Source organism: Paracoccus ferrooxidans (genome assembly GCF_029909815.1).
Taxonomy (GTDB): domain Bacteria; phylum Pseudomonadota; class Alphaproteobacteria; order Rhodobacterales; family Rhodobacteraceae; genus Paracoccus; species Paracoccus versutus.
Genome location: NZ_CP038202.1, coordinates 445,392 through 460,921, shown reverse-complemented (window position 1 = coordinate 460,921; position 15,530 = coordinate 445,392). Strand labels below are relative to the sequence as shown.

Annotated in this window: 13 protein-coding genes and 1 pseudogene; 9 read left to right on the top strand and 5 right to left on the bottom strand. The window is 65.5% G+C overall.

What is annotated here, in order from left to right:
- Positions 1-142: 142 nt before the first annotated feature.
- Together E3U26_RS19375 and E3U26_RS19370 are read left to right on the top strand one after the other, a co-directional pair.
- A complete protein-coding gene (locus E3U26_RS19375; RefSeq protein ID WP_499107312.1) occupies positions 143-712 on the top strand; it encodes a carboxymuconolactone decarboxylase family protein in 570 nt (189 codons plus the stop codon).
- Positions 712-1,617, top strand: a complete 906-nt coding sequence (locus tag E3U26_RS19370) for a DMT family transporter (protein WP_499107310.1) — start codon at positions 712-714, stop codon at positions 1,615-1,617. The genes E3U26_RS19375 and E3U26_RS19370 overlap by 1 nt, the downstream gene beginning before the upstream one ends.
- A 99-nt stretch (positions 1,618-1,716) precedes the next feature.
- Here E3U26_RS19370 and E3U26_RS19365 read toward each other — a convergent pair whose 3' ends face one another.
- From E3U26_RS19365 to E3U26_RS19355, 3 genes and pseudogenes are all read right to left on the bottom strand, one after another.
- A complete protein-coding gene (locus E3U26_RS19365; protein WP_072460913.1) occupies positions 1,717-3,675 on the bottom strand; it encodes a protein meaA in 1,959 nt (652 codons plus the stop codon).
- 730 nt (positions 3,676-4,405) lie between these two features.
- Complete coding sequence (locus E3U26_RS19360) at positions 4,406-4,918, bottom strand: ATP-binding cassette domain-containing protein (RefSeq protein WP_499107510.1); 513 nt, start codon at positions 4,916-4,918, stop codon at positions 4,406-4,408.
- A 59-nt stretch (positions 4,919-4,977) separates the two neighbouring features.
- A pseudogene (locus tag E3U26_RS19355) lies at positions 4,978-5,124 on the bottom strand (hypothetical protein); the annotation flags it as partial.
- A 40-nt stretch (positions 5,125-5,164) separates the two neighbouring features.
- On the opposite strand from E3U26_RS19355, the gene E3U26_RS19350 reads away from it, so the two are divergent.
- The 5 genes from E3U26_RS19350 (at position 5,165) to E3U26_RS19330 (ending at position 12,374) form a co-directional block, all read left to right on the top strand.
- Positions 5,165-6,337, top strand: coding sequence for a hypothetical protein (locus E3U26_RS19350; RefSeq protein WP_499107308.1), 1,173 nt, complete (start codon positions 5,165-5,167; stop codon positions 6,335-6,337).
- A gap of 634 nt (positions 6,338-6,971) precedes the next feature.
- Positions 6,972-9,233, top strand: a complete 2,262-nt coding sequence (locus E3U26_RS19345) for a TonB-dependent receptor (protein WP_499107306.1) — start codon at positions 6,972-6,974, stop codon at positions 9,231-9,233.
- A 146-nt stretch (positions 9,234-9,379) separates the two neighbouring features.
- Positions 9,380-10,063 carry a Fe2+-dependent dioxygenase gene (locus E3U26_RS19340; protein WP_072460856.1) on the top strand — a complete coding sequence of 228 codons (684 nt, stop codon included), beginning with the start codon at positions 9,380-9,382 and terminating at the stop codon, positions 10,061-10,063.
- Between the two features lie 3 nt (positions 10,064-10,066).
- Complete coding sequence (locus E3U26_RS19335; RefSeq protein ID WP_499107303.1) at positions 10,067-11,155, top strand: alpha-hydroxy acid oxidase; 1,089 nt, start codon at positions 10,067-10,069, stop codon at positions 11,153-11,155.
- Positions 11,156-11,220: 65 nt separating this feature from the next.
- Positions 11,221-12,374 (top strand): IS3-like element ISPfe1 family transposase gene (locus E3U26_RS19330; protein WP_114537220.1). Its coding sequence is split into 2 segments (ribosomal slippage): positions 11,221-11,467 and positions 11,467-12,374, totalling 1,155 coding nucleotides; the frame shifts between segments, so codons are not numbered across the junction.
- A 188-nt stretch (positions 12,375-12,562) separates the two neighbouring features.
- Here E3U26_RS19330 and istB read toward each other — a convergent pair.
- Positions 12,563-13,291 carry an IS21-like element ISPkr1 family helper ATPase IstB gene (istB, locus tag E3U26_RS19325; protein WP_024843951.1) on the bottom strand — a complete coding sequence of 243 codons (729 nt, stop codon included), beginning with the start codon at positions 13,289-13,291 and terminating at the stop codon, positions 12,563-12,565.
- Complete coding sequence (gene istA, locus E3U26_RS19320; RefSeq protein ID WP_028717560.1) at positions 13,221-14,789, bottom strand: IS21 family transposase; 1,569 nt, start codon at positions 14,787-14,789, stop codon at positions 13,221-13,223. Before istA ends, istB begins: the two co-directional genes overlap by 71 nt.
- A 114-nt stretch (positions 14,790-14,903) precedes the next feature.
- Here istA and E3U26_RS19315 point away from each other — a divergent pair, with 114 nt between their 5' ends.
- Together E3U26_RS19315 and E3U26_RS19310 are read left to right on the top strand one after the other, a co-directional pair.
- Positions 14,904-15,149 carry a hypothetical protein gene (locus E3U26_RS19315; RefSeq protein ID WP_499107301.1) on the top strand — a complete coding sequence of 82 codons (246 nt, stop codon included), beginning with the start codon at positions 14,904-14,906 and terminating at the stop codon, positions 15,147-15,149.
- 122 nt (positions 15,150-15,271) lie between these two features.
- Positions 15,272-15,439: a hypothetical protein gene (locus E3U26_RS19310; RefSeq protein ID WP_157034063.1), complete on the top strand. Its 168-nt coding sequence runs from the start codon at positions 15,272-15,274 to the stop codon at positions 15,437-15,439.
- Positions 15,440-15,530 lie beyond the last annotated feature (91 nt).

Here is a 15,530-nt window from a genome sequence, read left to right as displayed (position 1 = left end):
CCCGGACAAGGCGCGGGGACCGGAAGGACAGACCTTCCGGGAATCCCGGCGTGGATAGGGCCAATGCCCGCCAAAGTCAAGCGCGCCCCGGTTGACCCTGCCCCGGCTTTGGTGAAAACCTCGCGCCCCGGAGGACCGAGCCATGACCCATCCCATCAGCCGCTTTCCCGTGCCCTCGCTGGACGAGATGCCCGAAGACATCGCCCTGCGCATCCGCAAGGTGGCCGAGAAATCGGGCTTCGTCCCGAACGTCTTCCTGGCGCTGGCGCATCGCCCGGACGAATTCCGCGCCTTCTTCGCTTACCACGACGCGCTGATGGAACGCGAGGGCGGCCTGACCAAGGCCGAGCGCGAATTGATCGTGGTCGCGACCTCGGGGCTGAACCAGTGCCAGTATTGCGTGGTCGCGCATGGCGCCATTCTGCGCATCCGGGCAAAGAACGCCTTCATCGCCGACCAGGTGGCGGTGAACTGGCGCAAGGCCGACCTCACGCCACGCGAACGCGCCATGCTGGCCTATGCCGAAAAGGTGGCGCTGAACGCGCAAGGGATCGGCGAGGCGGATCATGTCGCGCTGCGCGAGGCCGGCTTCGACCAGGACGAGATCTGGGACATCGGCGCCATCGCCGCCTTCTTCGGCATGTCGAACCGGCTGGTGAACGCGGGCGACATCCGGCCGAACGACGAATTCTACATGCTCGGGCGCGGCTGATGGCCGAGCTTTCGGCGGTGCCGCAGATGCGGCGCGAGGCGTTGCAGGGCCACGCGGCGATGCTGCTGTTCTCGGCCGCGATCGCGGGCTCCTTCTCGCTGGGCGCACGGGCGGCGAACCTGATCGACCCGGCGGCGATCTCGGCCGCGCGCTTCGCCATCGCCGCGGGCGTGGTCGGCGGCGTGGCCATGGCCGGGCCGGGCATCCCGCGGGAAACCTTCCGCGCGCCCTGGCGCTACCTGGTGCTGGGCGGGCTCTTCGCCGCCTATTTCGTGCTGATGTTCGAGGGGCTGAAAACCGCGTTGCCGGTCTCGGCGGCGGCGGTGTTCACGCTGACGCCGCTGATGTCGGCGGGCTTCGGCTGGCTTTTGATGCGGCAGCGCATGACCGGGCGCATCGCATTGGCGCTGGCGCTGGGGGCGGCGGGCTCGCTCTGGGTGATCTTCGGCGGCGACGCGGCAGCGCTGATCAGGCTGGAATTCGGCCGCGGCGAGGCGATCTACCTGGTCGGCTGCGCGGCCCATGCGCTCTATACCCCGATGGTGCGCCGGCTGAACCGGGGCGAGACGCCGATCGTCTCGACCTTCGCCACGCTCTGCGCCGGCGGGCTGATCCTGCTTGTCTGGGGCGGCCGGGCGATCCTCGACACGGATTGGGCGCATCTGCCGGCCATCGTCTGGGTGACGCTGCTCTATGTCGCGATCTTCGCCAGCGCGCTGACCACGGCGCTGGTGCAATTCGCCACCATGCGGCTGCCCTCGTCCAAGGTGATGGCCTATACCTACCTGACGCCGATCTGGGTCATCGGGCTCGAGGCCGCATTGACCCGCGGCCTGCCGCCGCTCGCCGTGCTGCCCGGGGTGCTGGCGACCGTCGCCGCGCTGCTTCTGCTGCTGAAGGACTGACAGCGTGGTTGCAATATGGGTATTTGGACAACGAAGAAGCCGAGGGCGCGGCGCCGGACTTCTTCGTTGCTCAAATACCCATGCGGCCGTGCCACCGGCTCAGGCGGCGGCCTCCTCGGGCTCGACCAGGGCCACAATGTCCATCATGATCCGGTTGAGCTCGAAATCCTTGGGCGTATAGACCCGCGCCACGCCCATCTTCAGCAGCCTGGCCGCGTCCTCGTCGGGAATGATGCCGCCGACCACGACCGGGACATGCGCCAGGCCGGCGGCGCGCATCCGCTCCATCAGATCCTCGATCAGCGGCAGGTGGCTGCCCGACAGGATCGACAGGCCGACGACATGGGCATTGTCCTCGGCGGCGCGGGTCACGATCTGCTCGGGGGTCAGGCGGATGCCTTCATAGGTGATGTCCATGCCGCAATCGCGGGCGCGGAAGGCGATCTGCTCGGCGCCGTTGGAATGGCCGTCGAGGCCGGGCTTGCCGACCAGGAACTTCAGCCGCCGGCCAAGGCGGCGGCTGACCGCATCCACGGCCTCGCGGATCGGCTCCAGCCCCTCGGTGCGGTTCGAGGGGCTGGCCGAGACCCCCGTCGGGCCGCGATATTCGCCATGCACCTGGCGCATCACCGCCGCCCATTCGCCGGTCGTGGCGCCTGCCTTGGCGGCGGCGATGGAAAACGGCATCACATTCTGCCCCCTCTGCGCGGCATCGCGCAGCGCGGCGAGGGCGGCCTCGACGGCCGTCTCGTCGCGCGCTTCGCGCCAGGCGCGCAGCCGGGCGATCTGGTCCTGCTCGACCGCCGGGTCCACCACCATGATGCCGCCATCGCCCGCGGTCAGCGGCGAGGACTCGCCCTGCTGCCAGCGGTTGACGCCGACGACCACCGTCTCGTTCGCCTCGATGCGGTTCAGCCGCTCGGCATTGGATTCGACCAGCCGCGACTTCATGTATTCGATGGCGGCAATGGCGCCTCCCATCTCGTCCAGCGTCGCCAGCTCCGCGCGGGCGCCGGATTTCAGCTCCTCGACCTTGGCAGCGATCACCGGGTTGCCGTCGAAAAGGTCGCCGTATTCCAGCAGGTCCGTCTCGTAGGCGACGATCTGCTGCATGCGCAGCGACCATTGCTGGTCCCAGGGCCGCGGCAGGCCCAGCGCCTCGTTCCAGGCCGGCAGCTGCACGGCGCGGGCGCGGGCGTTCTTCGACAGCGTGACGGCCAGCATCTCCAGGAGGATGCGATAGACGTTGTTTTCCGGCTGCTGCTCGGTCAGGCCCAGGCTGTTCACCTGCACGCCATAGCGGAAGCGGCGGTATTTCTCTTCCTCGATGCCATAGCGGTCGCGGCAGATCTCGTCCCAGAGCTCGGTGAAGGCGCGCATCTTGCACAGCTCGGTCACGAAGCGGATGCCGGCGTTCACGAAGAACGAGATCCGCCCGACCATGGCGGGGAAATCCTGCGGCTCGACCTTGGTCTTCAGGTCGTCCAGCACGGCGATGCCGGTCGCGAGCGCATAGGCCAGCTCCTGCTCGGGCGTCGCCCCCGCCTCCTGCAGGTGATACGAGCAGACGTTCATCGGGTTCCATTTCGGCAGGTGCTTCGCCGTATAGGCCGCGACGTCGGTGATCATCCTGAGCGAGGGCCTGGGCGGGCAGATATAGGTGCCGCGCGACAGGTATTCCTTGATGATGTCGTTTTGCACCGTGCCTTGCAGCCTGGCGATGTCGGCGCCCTGTTCCTCGGCCACGGCGATATAGAGCGACAAGAGCCAGGGCGCCGTCGCGTTGATCGTCATCGAGGTGTTCATCTGTTCCAGCGGGATCTGGTCGAAGAGCATGCGCATGTCGCCCAGGTGGCAGACGGGCACGCCGACCTTGCCGACCTCGCCGCGCGCCAGGACGTGGTCGCTGTCGTAGCCGGTCTGGGTCGGCAGGTCGAAGGCCACCGACAGGCCGGTCTGCCCCTTGGCGAGGTTGCCCCGATAGAGTGCGTTGGATTTCTCGGCGGTCGAATGGCCCGCATAGGTGCGGAAAAGCCAGGGTTTGTCTTTCTCGGCCACGATCTGCCCTCGCAACAATATTACGACTGGTGAAGCGATAACGTAATAATCATGCCCAGTCAATTCGCCGCAATGCAGAAAGGATTTTTTGCCGCGCTCCGCCTTGGCGCGGGCTGAATCGGCAGGCGATCAAGGCCCATTTTTGGGATTTCGCCGCCCATTTCCCAAGTCATTAGCGCCCACCCGATCGGCTCGATCAATTATTTTATTACAATATGTTATCTGATCTTATCGAAACCGGCAGTTCGGGTCGCTCATCGCTCTGCCTGGCGACCAGCCCTTCAACTCCTCCCGTTGACGAAGCAGCCCCTGCCGAAGATGGTCGCGGCATGCCCGCCGGGGCTGGCGGCAATGCAGATGCAGAAGACCGCCACTCGCTCCGGGCCCCACCAGTTCCGCCCCTCTCCGCCGGGAAAGCGCCGCTTTCCCGAACGGGATCGGCTTGTCTTCGAAGGAGCGCCGTCATGCCTGTCGATACAGCCTTGCCCATGACCCGCATTCCCTTCGTCGAGCTGCGGTTTCCTCCGGAAGGCCCGTCCCAGGCCGAGATCCAGTCGCGCTTGCGGCGGCACTACCAGCGCCTGCGTGCCAGGCGCGACGGGATCGACCCGCCGATGAGGGCGGATGGACGGTCGATGAAACAGGCTGCCTGGACCGTCTGGATGACATTGATATCCCCTGGTCCTCGAGGCAACGCCTCCAGCGCCGCGCCGCCTGTCTGGCAGCGCGATCAGAGGCCATCTCCGGCCTCCAGCACCTCGCCCGGAAAGACCGCGAGAGGCTTGAGGTATTCCGTGAAGGGGCAAAGGCTGATCCGGATCCCCAGCAAGCACCGTGCCGATGAGATCGCTGCCGAAATCCATGCCGACATGTCGTGGATGGCACGGGCGACCGAGACGCCAAGGCGCATGTAGAGCGCACAGCGAGCGATAAGCTCCTCATGGCGGCCGCTGTCGATGAGGCGGCCAGCCTCGATCACCGCGATCCGGTCGGCGTGCCGGATGGTGTGCAGCCGATGCGCCACCACGACCACGGTGCGGCCCCGTTTCAGCACATCGAGCGCCGCCAGAACCTCGGCCCCGTTCTCGGGGTCGAGGGCGGCGGTCGCCTCGTCCAGAAGCAGCGCGGGCGCATCGCGCAGCATGGCACGGGCGATGGCGACCCGCTGGCGCTCGCCGCCCGAAAGGTTGCGCCCGCCCTCGCCGACCGGCTGTCGAGGCCCTGGGGCAGCACCCTGGCAAATCCCATGACCTGCCCGCGCCGGGCCGCCTCATCCACCTCGGCATCCGAGGCCGAGGGCCGGCCCGCGCGGATATTCTCGCGGATGGTCGCATCGATCAGCCATGCCCGTTGCAGCACGGCCGAGAACCGTGCAGGCAGCATGGCGCCCGGAATTCGCCGCAGACCGGCGCCGCCCAGGGTGATCCGGCCTGCATCCGGGTCCATCACCCGCAAAAGCGTCGTCTTGCCCGCCCCCGATGGGCCGACGATGGCGAGCGTGCCCCCGTCGGGGGACAGAAAGGCTGATATCCTGCAGGATCACCCTTTCGCCCGGCGACAGCGCCACCCGTTCCAGGGCAAGACCGTTTCCGCGCGGGACTCCGGCGGACTCGAGTTGCTCCAAAAGGGGAATGCCGCGGATCTTGGCCATCCGCGCCATCGCGGCCTTTATCCACCAGGTGAAGCTCCCGGCGGTAAAGATCAGCCGCAGGGCCGAGGCGTTCAGGCCAAGCAGCAGGATCAGCACCAGATCCTGCGCGGAGGCATCGCCGCCAAGGAAAAGCGCCGCACCGACCGGAATCAGCACCTGCCCGTTGCCGCGCAGCCCGGTATAGGGCAGGCTCATCTGCCAGAGCGACGCGGTTCCGGCGTGATACCCCGTCTCGCGCACTGTCGCGACCGCCTGCTCATGGGCATCAAAGCCGCGCTCGGCACCGACAAAGGCGCGGATTACCGCGATTCCGCCGACCAGATGGCGCGTAGCTTCGCGCAGCCGGGCCAGGGCGGCATACCAGCGACCGTAATCCTCTCGTGTAGCGCATATCGTCAGCGGATAGCGCCAAAGCAACAGCGGAAACAGCGTCACTGCCGCCAGCACAAGCCGCCAATCGATCAGCGCAAGGGCTGCGAAGGTCAGACAGGGCAGCGCAATGCCCTGAGCCGGATCGGGAATGGCAGGGGCGATCAAATCCTCGATCTGGTCGATATCCTCGATCACGAGACGGCGCAGATCGGCGTGCCCCGGCGGTCCGCGACCGCCCGCGGCAAGGCCGCGATCCCGTCCACCATCTCGTTGCGCAGGCGGAACAGCAAGGTGAAAGCCGCGCTGTGGGAAATGGTGGTGGAAGCCGACAGAAGCAGCGACTTCGCAGCCAGCGCCGTGATCGCCGCCAGCGTAGCCTGCAAGACCTGCGCCGCAGTCACCAGCTCCGCCAGCGCCTTGCCCGCGAGCCACCAGATCGCAAGAAAGGGGCCGAGCCCCTGCCGCAGCCCCTATGATCGCCAGCGTGGCCGATATTGCCAGACGAATCCGAACGCCAGTGATCGGAGTCGCCATGCCGGGCCTCTCTCCTTGTCGAAATGGTTTTCGTCCCCATGCCAGCGCAAATCCGACACGGCTTTCGTGTGCCGGTATCTTGGTTTTGGCGTATCAAATGCCTGAAGCTGCGCCGCGCCCCAAGCTCCGTCACCTTATATGGACCGCCATCAATTATTCGGTCGCGGCTGGAAGAAGGCTCAGTGGGAGGTAAAGAGTTCCACGCATCGTTAGCGGCAGCAGTGATGCACGGGCCATTCAGCCTAGCCGTAGACATCACTCGAACTGAGCCGTTTCGAATCTTGAGCATCACCACGGAGCCAATGTAGCCTTGTGTAGTGCTCATTCATTGCCCGCATCCTACCTCGGCCAACTTGAAGCACGGGGAAGCCCGACCCCGATCTTTCGTAAAATGATTTTAAATCAATTTATTAATGGTTCTCAAGGCAAGCCGGATGGTTTGATTCACAGTCCAGGCGGTTTTTCTGCATCGCTCGCGAATTGTCGCTTTCCGCCCCTTTACTGCTACATTTGATGATGGTGTTGGTCAGCGGTCGCATCGATCCTGTTGTCCGATTAAGCCGCCGGCGACGGAACGGAATATGCGACACCACCATTCGCCAGCAACTCGCCAGCCAGGTGCCCTTCATCCTCCGATCCCCGTATCGGGGGTATTTTACATCTGCTCCAGCGAAGGACACGAAAGCCTATGACGCCACCTAATTTATCCCTTGCAGCACAGGAAACGACCGGCTCACTGTTGCCTAGCCTTGGCCTGCTGCCAGCCGTGATCATCGCGGCCGCAGTGGGCGCTCCTGCGGTGGCGCAGGATGCGGAAGGCACGGTTGTTCTGGACACCGTCGTGATCGAGCGTCAGACCGGCGCCCAGGCATCCACCGATTATCGCGTCACCGAGGGCTCGTCCCCCAAGCTGACCGCACCGCTGGTCGATACGCCCAAGACCATCTCGGTCGTCACCCAGCGCCAGATGGAAGAGCGGAACGCGACCTCGGTCCTGGAGGTGCTGCGCACCACGCCCGGCATCACCTTGGGTTCGGGCGAAGGCGGCACGCCGATGGGCGACCGGCCCTTCGTGCGCGGCTATCAGGCGGCGACCGACATCATGGTCGACGGCATCCGCAACCTGGGCCGCACCACGCAGGAAGCCTTCGCCACCGAATCGGTCGAGATCGCCAAGGGACCGGGCGGCGCCTATTCCGGCCGCGGTGCAACGGGTGGTTCCATCAACCTGGTGTCGAAACAGGCCCGCGAAGGCGAGACCTTCCACGAATTTTCCGGCCTTGTCGGCAATGCCAGCCAGAAGCGGCTGACCTATGACGGCAATGTCGACCTTGGCGACGGGCTGGCTGCGCGACTGAACCTGATGTGGCAGGATTCCGACGTTCCGGGCCGCGACGTGCTTCAGGACGACCGCAAGGGCATCGCCGCGGCTTTGTCGAAAAGCTTCGGCGCGTCCAAGCTGTCGCTGAACCTCTATCACAGCAAGACCGATGCGACGCCGGACTTGGGCGTGCCGATGGCCAATACCGATGCGAGAGGTAATCCTGATTACCGGCCCGAGTTGAATGGTGGTGTGCGCTTCGGCAGCGGCACCAAGTCCGATCCCTGGCTACCGATCGAGCTGGCCGGCAAGGACTCCTTCTACGGCTCGGCCCTGCGCGACTATCGCGAGGTCGAGAACCAGAGCGCGATGCTGAAATTCGAGCATGAATTCAGCAACAATTTCAAGCTGCACTCGACCCTGGCCTGGATCGGCTCCGAGCAGGAATACATCATGAGCCGGCCAAGCGTGGTGCCGGAATATATCCAGCCACGCGGCGCTCTTGAGCCAATCCTTAACCCAGATTGGGATCCGGACCGCAACCTAGCCTATCGCGACCTACGCTCGGGCAAGAGGGATAACTCGGCGGTTGCCTTCCACACCGCGCTGACCGGCGATTTCCACACCGGCGCCGTCAAGCACGATTTCGCGGTGGGCCTGGAACTGTCGCGCGAAAAGGTCCGGCAAGCCTCATCCGAGGGCACTCCGCTGTTACCGATCTCGGACCTGGCCAACCCCAACCCGTGGGATCCGGTCACCGGCTCGCTGGTCTGGGGCGACTGGGGCACGCCGATCGAGACCACGTCCAAGGCGCTTTACATCTTCGACACGCTGACCTTCAACGAACAGTGGTCGCTGAACCTGGGCCTGCGCTATGACAAATACGAGGTCAGCGACGGGACCATCTCGCGCAAGGACAACCTGCTGAACTACTCGGCCGGCGTGGTCTACAAGCCGGCGCCGAACGGGTCGGTCTATCTGGCCTTCGGCACCTCCTCGAACCCGTCGGGCGAATGCGCGGGCATGGCCGGCGGCGCCGATGGCGCGGGGGCCTGCACGCTGACCAGCAACAGCGTCAACTTGGAGCCCGAAGAAAGCAAGAGCATCGAGCTGGGCACCAAGTGGGAGGTGTTGAACGACCAGCTCCTGCTGACCGCCGCCATCTTCCAGACCGAGAAGAAGAACGCCCGAGTCGAGGACGATCTGGGCAATGTCGCACTTCTGGGTCACAACCGCGCCCGCGGCTTCGAGCTTGGCGCAGCCGGCCAGATCAACGAACGCTGGGGCTTGTCGGCGGGCTATGCCTTTGTCGACGCCAAGACGATAGACGGCGGCTTCGACGACGGCGAACCCAGTGCGGATAACGGCAACTACCTGCAATTCGTTGCCCGGCACTCGTTCAGCCTGTGGACGACCTATGAGGTCTCCGACAGGTGGACCGTCGGCGGCGGTGCGACCTATACCGGCAAGCGTTACCTGAACGGCGAGAATACGGCCGCCCTGCCCTCGCAATGGCGGGTGGACCTGATGGCCGCCTACAAGATCAATGAGACGGCCGAGTTGCAGGTCAACGTCAATAACGCCTTTGACGAGCGGCTTTACGACGCCTCGCATGTCGGCATCTTTGCCAACCGCGCGCCCGGTCGCAGCGTGACCGCAAAGCTGAACTATCGCTTCTGATCCCCGAATCGGAAGCATCGGGGGCGGGTCCAATCGCCCGCCCCCCTTTCTTGCAGTGCGGGCGTCCCGAATGTCCGACAAAAACCCTTAACCTTCCTTGGCGCCGGTCCTATCCTGCGCCCGCATGCCACCGCTGGAGGACCGCCATGCTGATCACCATCCCGGACCTGCTGACGCCCGAGGAGGTCGCCTATATGCGGCAGATCCTCGAAGGCACCGACTGGGTCGACGGCCGCAGCACCGCCGGCGACCAGGCGGCCAAGGTCAAGCATAACCTCCAGGTGCCGGTGGACAGTCCCGAGGCGCGCGAGCTGGGCAATATCGTGTTGCGGGCCCTGGGCCGCAGCCCGGTCTATTCCTCGGCCGCGCTGCCCGCGCATATCCTGCCGCCGATGTTCAACCGCTATGACGAGGGCATGACCTTCGGCGCCCATGTCGACGGCTCGATCCGCGTCATACCTGGCACCGGCCAGCGCATCCGCACCGATGTCTCGACCACCGTCTTCCTGACCCCGCCCGAGGATTACGAGGGCGGCGAACTGGTCGTGCACGACACCTATGGCCAGCACAGCGTCAAGCTGCCGGCGGGCCATGCCGTGGTCTATCCCGCGACCTCGCTGCATTCGGTGACGCCGGTGACGCGCGGCTCGCGCTGGGCCTCGTTCTTCTGGGCGCAGTCGATGGTGCGCGACGACTGGCGGCGGCACATGCTCTATGACCTGGACATGTCGATCATGCGCATCCGCGCGATGCTGCCCGACGACGATCCGGCGGTGACGGGGATCACCGCGCATTACCACAACATGATCCGCCACTGGGCCGAGACCTGACGGGTGGCTGGCCAGGCTGAGATCCCCGCCGATGTCGTGGCCCTGTGCGACTACGAGCGGCACGCGGCCGAGCGGATGCCCGCGCCCCTGCGGGCCTATGTCGACGGCGCCGGTGCGGACGGGCTGACGGCGCAGGCCAACCTGGCCGCATGGCAGGCGATCCGGCTGCAGGGCCGGGTGCTGGCGGACCTGCGCGGCGCCGATACCGGCCTGCGCCTGCTGGGGCTGGACCTGCCGCATCCGCTGATCCTTGCGCCGGTGGCCTTTCACGGCCTCGCCCATGCCGAGGCCGAACACGCGACCGCCCTTGGCGCGGCGGCGACGGGCAGCCTGATGGTGGTCTCGACCCAGTCCGGCCTGCCGCTGGAAGAGATCACGGCCCGCGCGCAGGGGCCCTTGTGGTTCCAGCTCTACATGCAGCCCGAGCGCGGCGATACGCTGTCGCTGGTCCGCCGGGCCGAGGCGGCGGGCTGTCGCGCGCTGGTCGTCACCGTGGATGCGCCGGTGAACGGATTGCGCAACATGGAGCAGCGCGCCGGCTTCCGCCTGCCCGAGGGCATCCGCGCCGTCAACCTGGACGGCATGCGCCCGCCGCAGATCCGCAGCGAACCGGGGCGGGCGGCGACCTTCCTGGGCCTGATGGATGCCGCCCCGCGCTGGGAGGACATCGCCTGGCTGAAGTCGCAGACCCGGCTGCCGGTGATCCTGAAGGGCATCATGTCGGCGCATGATGCCGAACGCGCCGTGGCGGTGGGGGTGGACGGGGTGATCGTCTCGAACCACGGCGGCCGGGCGCTCGACACGCTGCCGGCGACGGCCGAGGCGCTGCCGGTCGTCGCCCGCCAGGTCGCCGGGCGCATCCCGGTGCTGTGCGACGGCGGCATCCGCCGCGGCACCGATGCGCTGAAGGCGCTGGCGCTGGGGGCATCGGCGGTGCTGGTCGGGCGGCCGCAGATCCACGCCCTGGCGGTGGGCGGCGCGGCGGGGGTCGCGCATATGCTGACCATCCTGCGCGCCGAGCTGGAGGTCGCCATGGCCCTGACCGGCTGCCGTGACCTGGCCGGGATCGACGAAACCGTGCTTTGGGGATGACCTGCCCCCCGGAAGTTCCCTCGCTGTGATGTAGAGTCTGCCCAACCTGAGAAGGAGCAGACGACATGAGGAAAAGCCGGTTCACCGAGGCGCAGATTATCGGGATGATCAAGGAGCAGGAGGCGGGTTTGCCGACTTCCGAGCTTTGCCGGAAGCACGGGTTGAGCCCCGCGACGTTCTACAAGCTCAAGGCGAAGTATGGCGGGATGGACCTGTCGGACGCCAAGCGGCTGAAGCAGCTCGAGGACGAGAACGCGAAGCTGAAGCGCCTTCTGGCCGATGCCATGCTGGACAACGTGGTTCTGAAGGATCTCTTGGGAAAGCCCTGACGACACCGGTGCAACGGCGGGACGCGGTGCTGCGGGCGATGAAGGATCATCCGATCTCTCAGCGTCGGGCCTGTGTCCTGATCGGTGTCGATCCGAAGACGGTGCGGCGTGACAGGCCACCCGACAACCCGGAAATCCGTGAGGAGATGCACAAGATTGCCGAGAAGCGCCGGCGGTTCGGCTACCGGCGCGTGGGCATCCTGCTGGAGCGCAAGGGCATGATCATGAACGAGAAGAAGCTCTATCGCATCTACCGGGAAGAGGGCCTGTCGGTGCGCCGCAGGCGTGGCCGCAAGAGGGCACGAGGTAGCCGGACGCCAATACCAGCGCCGTTGAGGCCAAACCAGCGGTGGTCGTTAGACTTCCTGTCCGACACGTTCGGGGCCTGCCGCAAGTTCCGCATTCTGGCTGTGAACGACGATTGCTGCCGCGAGAACCTGGCGTTGATCGCTGACACGAGCATCTCTGGGGCTCGGGTGGCACGGGAACTGGATGCGCTGGTCAGGATTTACGGCAAGCCCGCTTGCATCGTCAGCGACAACGGAACCGAGTTCACCAGCAAGGCCATCCTGAAATGGGCCAACGCGAACGGCGTCGAATGGCACTACATCGACCCGGGCAAGCCGCAGCAGAATGGCTACATCGAAAGCTTCAACGGCAGCCTGCGCGACGAATGCCTGAACGAGGAAATCTTCGACAGCCTGGCTGATGCCCGCCGCAAACTGGCCCTCTGGCGCTACGACTACAACAACGTCAGGCCCCATTCCTCGCTGGGCAACAAGACCCCGTCCGACGCGCGCCGAGCGCTTGAGCAATCTGAGGGCTCCGCGCCCGGCGCGCTTGCCACACCCGAAACCAACCAATATCAACCCCAAGGACTCTCGTTATGAACGAGGGACGACCGGGGGGCAGGTCACCGGCCTGGGTTCTGCTGCCCTGGGACTTCGCTGTCAATCGGCACGCAACTTTGACCCCCTTTCGGCGCCCAATAATGACCCCGCTTGGTCAGCACGGGTAGCTGGCCCGATGCGGTGTAGCCTCCATACAGCGCAACCGGATCGGGCCAGCGGCGTCTCGGTCATTCCCGCGTCTTGAAGCGCCAGCTCTCGTTGCCGGTCTCGACGATGTCACAGTGATGGGTCAGTCGGTCGAGGAGCGCCGTTGTCATCTTCGCGTCTCCGAAGACGGTCGGCCATTCGCCGAAGTCGAGGTTCGTCGTCACGATGATCGAGGTGCGTTCGTAAAGGCGACTGATGAGGTGGAACAGGAGCTGGCCACCCGTCTGGGCGAACGGCAGATATCCCAACTCGTCGAGGATCAGGAAGTCGAGGCGGCACAGGAGATCCGCAGTGCGTCCCTGTCGGTCGGCGCGGGCTTCGGCGTCCAGCTTGTTCACCAGGTCCACGACGTTGAAGAAGCGGCCGCGCTTGCCACGGCGGATGCAGGCCCGGGCGATGCTGACGGCAAGGTGGGATTTGCCGGTCCCGGTGCCGCCGATGAGGACGACGTTACGCTGATGCTCGAGGAACTCTCCGGAGGCCAGATCGCGCACCAGCGTTTCGTTTACGGGCGTGTCTTCGAAGCTGAACTCGTCGACTTCCTTGGCCAAGGGCAGCTTGGCGATGGTCATCTGGTATTTGATCGAGCGAGCTTGTTTCTCGCTGATCTCGGCGTTCAGCAGGTCGCCCACGATTTGCTGCGGTTCGTGCTGTCGCTTCACCGCCGTGGCGATGATCTCATCGTAGGCGGCCTTCATGCCGTAGAGCTTCAACTGGCCCATCGCGTCCAGCACCTGTGATCTTTCCATGGCGGGGTCTCCTGAGGCTGTCGTAGCGTTTGCAGTCGGCCACGGGCTCGCAGGTCAGGCGCAACGCGTCCGGCGTGGCGATGGTCAACGGAGGTGGTGGCTCGCGATGTCGGGCCAGGATGTTCAGAACGACCGATGCCGCCGGGGCGCCTTCGGTCAGGGCCTCGACGCAGGCAGCCTCGACGGCTTCCAGTCCATCCGTTGGGATCATGCTCAGGATCTGGACCATCTGACGGTCACCGTTCGGCACGCGCCCCAGCTTACGCTGGACGCGTCGTATCGCCGGCGGCAGTTCCCATTCCTTGAAGGGAGCGCCGTTTCGAAGGGCGCCGGGCTTGCGGGCCAGCACCGGGATGTAGTGCAGCGGGTCATAGATGGCCTTGTCGCGCCCGAAGGCGCGGTCGTGCCGGCCGACGATCTTGCCGTCCTGCCAGACCTCGACCCGCTCGGCATAGGCGCGGATCTCGACCGGACGGCCGACGGCGCGACCATCGACCGAGTAGCGGTTCTTGTCGAACCTAACGAGGCAGGTCTTGGACACCGAGGCCGGCACGGCATGGAATCCGTCGAAAGGGCCGACGTAGGGCACCAGGCTCGCCCGCTCATCCTGGAACACGTCCCAGATTGTCCGATCACGCAATTCCTGGTGCGGATGGGCCTTGGCCCAGGCAATACAGCGATCCTGAAGCCAGGCGTTGAGTTCCGCGTAGCTCTTGAAGCGCGGCCGCGGCACGAAGAACCGCCGCCGGACAACGCCAACCTGGTTCTCTACTTGTCCCTTCTCCCAGCCGGACGCGGGGGTGCAGGCGACGGGATCGACAAGGTAGTGTCCGCACATCTGCTGGAACCGGCGATTATACGCGCGGTCGCGGCCGACGAAGATCGTGTCCACCGCCGTCTTCATGTTGTCGTAGATCCCACGCGCACAGGCGCCGCCGAAGAAGGCAAAGGCCTTGTCATGGGCATCGAACACCATTTCCTGCGTCTCTCGCGGGTAGGCCCGGACGAACAGCATCCGGCTATGACAAAGCCGGACGTGAGCCACCTTCACCGTGGTGGTCACGCCGTCGATCAGAACGACCTCGTGACTCCAGTCGAACTGGTAGGCTTCACCCGGATCGAAGCTCAGTGGCACATAGGCGGCGGCTGACGCTTCCTGCTCCGCCTGCGACCACGAAGCCGCATAGCGTCGGACCGCGTCGTAGCCGCCGTCATATCCGAGGGCCCTGAGCTCTTCGAAAATCCGGATGCGGGTCAGCCGCTCGCGCTTCGGCTTGCGCGCATTCGCCGCCAGCATCTCGTCGAGCTTGCCTTTCCAGGGACCGATCTTCGGCTGCGGTTGGACGGTTCGCTCGTAAGTCATCTCCGTTGCGCCGGACCGGATCACCTTCCGAACCGTGTTCCGCGATACCCGCAGCTCTCGGCAGATATGCTTGATCGACTTCTTGTCCTGGAAATACGCCCGGCGGATCTTCGCAATCGTCTCCACAACCAGCATCCCACACTGTGCCCCCCGATAGCCTCGGAGGCATCATGACCATCAGCGTAAGGGGGGTCATTTTTGGAAGCCGATTACCCCGTTACGGGGTCAATTTTGCACGCCGGTTCACACATGAACACCACCAGCAAGCTGGCCTTCGGCCTGATCGACAAGAACTGGACGGTGGAGAGCCTGCAAAAGCTCGAATCCTCCCTGTTCGACAGCTTCAAGGTGGCTGCGAACACCGCCCGGACCCAGAGGTCGGAAGATGGCTACGGCCGCTCCATCGAACCCCGTGCTCCCCGGAACACGGAGACCGATGCCGCGCCCCAGCAGGCCCCGGCACGCCGCGCCAACAACTTCGAGATGGAAGACTGATCCATGACCGCCGATACCCCGCAGTCCCGACGCCGGCCGCCCCCAAGCCCGTCGCACAGGTCATCGCCGGGCTGCGACGCATTCATATCGAGAGCGACCGCGACAGGGATCTGAAGCTCCAGTTGCAGCGCCTGTTCCAGACCGATGACGAGGGAAACCTCCTGCCCCTGCCGGCGCGCTTCACCGCCGGGCAGGAGACCCGCGGCATCGCGCTGATCGAGCCCGCCGGCGGTGGCAAGACCACCGCGATCCGCACCGAACGCCAACGCAAGCAGCTGTCGAGGTCCTGATCCATGCCGCTTCTTCCCTTCCTTCCGCTGGCCGCCGGCGAATCCCTGATGTCCTATGTCGCGCGCATGGCCCGGTTCCATGCCGGGATGG